We start from the raw sequence: 1,640 nt of genomic DNA, 5'->3' as shown, positions 1-1,640 counted from the left end.
GTAGTGCATCAATTACTTTCTCACTTCCTTGCCCTATCTTACCTAAACTCTCTGCGGCTGCTTGCCTTACATATCTTTCTTTATCTTCCATTAATTCAATAAATACTTCAGCTATAGCTTGGAATATGGAGGGGTGGTTTTAAGTATTTCTATCATAAAGGTGCGAAGATGCCGAATGTTGGCTCTAACTTTTATCCATTGCTTGATATAGTTTATTAATTCTTTATGTTTCTCTACCTTTTCACTAGCTTCACACTCTTCTAAACTTCGAATTACTAAACTTACATGCCTTATTCCTACCAATTCTCGCGGCTCTGCTTCTACTATCCTCCAGAACCCATTTAATCCTTCATAATTACCTCTAGCTCTTCCTTGCTGATATAATACACCAGCACTGAACCACATCATTACTTCATAGTAAGGTATGTATTTATTCTCGCTAATAAATGCATATACTTGCTTATACTCTTCAGTCCCTATATTATTAATTGCTCTTGCTATATACTTTGCTGCATAATACTCTTGGAAACTTAAGTGTAGGAAATATATCTCCCTATTCTCATCATTATTCTCACCTATTATTTTAACCATTCCACTCTTTAATACTTCTCTTAGTAAATTTCCTACTCCACTCCTCTTTTCTTCTTCCGCTATAATCCCTTGTATCTCTTTTATCGGAATTATTATCTGGTTATTTTTCATCCCCCTAAATGCTATTCTCTCAAGACATCTTACTATAGGCTGGGTTCTTTTATTAAATTTCCTACATGTTAAATCATCTAGCTCTATTGCATGATTCTTAACTACATATCTCTCCATTAGCCTATCAGTTATAGCTCCATATAACTGACTCATCGTACTAACCTTATCTATTCCTCCGCTTATTCCCCATGCACTGCAGATTAACTCTAAGTTAATCGGTATATGAGCTATCCCCCATAAGCTCTTATTATTCTTTAAGAAATTCAGTATCTCTTTTGCTCTTTCAGATTTAAATGTACTTACATACCTTTCAATATCCTGATCTATAAACCCTACATTCTCATACTCTTGGTCAAACTTGTGCTCAATCCTAGCAGGCCTAGAAGTTACTATAGTATGAGCCATACTATCTTCTATTATCCCTCTTACTATACTGCCTAGCTTAGCACCTACTCCCGGCTTTCTAAGCAAGGGAACTATCTCATCATATCCATCAAGTAGGTAGAGTATATTACCTACATTGTTTCCTAAAAACTGTGCTATCTCTGATTCTCTAATACCTCGTACCCCGGGCAAATAGGTCTGCTTTATAAAACCTTCTAGTGTGGCGCTATTCTCGGTCTCTATGTAGTTAGCTAACTCTCTAAGCGGCAACTTAATTACTGCTCTAAACTTATTTCGCCATATTTCTTCCTTTTGCCAGGCAACCGTTAAATATTGACATAATGTCGTTTTCCCTATTCCAGCTCTTCCGTATATTACTAGCTTTTTACTTTTAGCGTCTTCAAATAACCCTTTTATTTCTATTGGCTTCTTAGCTCTATGTATCTCTTCATAACTCGATATCCTTTGTTCCCTATACTCTTGGCTATCATTCTTATCCCCTCTTTTTTCTTTCCCTCTCAGCCCCTGTTCTTTCTGTTTAGCTTCTTCTTGTT

At 36.2% G+C, this 1,640-nt stretch carries 2 protein-coding genes; both read right to left on the bottom strand.

Annotated elements, in window-relative coordinates:
* On the bottom strand, positions 1-100 hold a 100-nt coding region (locus tag NF27_RS13270; protein WP_410518018.1), incomplete at its 3' end, for a HEAT repeat domain-containing protein.
* A gap of 11 nt (positions 101-111) precedes the next feature.
* Positions 112-1,640: NACHT domain-containing protein (locus tag NF27_RS02845; protein ID WP_039455590.1), on the bottom strand; the 1,529-nt coding region annotated here is incomplete at its 5' end.

This window comes from Candidatus Jidaibacter acanthamoeba, from assembly GCF_000815465.1.
Classification (GTDB): Bacteria; Pseudomonadota; Alphaproteobacteria; order Rickettsiales; family Midichloriaceae; genus Jidaibacter; species Jidaibacter acanthamoebae.
The sequence above is the reverse complement of the archived record's forward strand: the minus strand, read 5'-3'. Positions and strand labels throughout refer to the sequence as shown.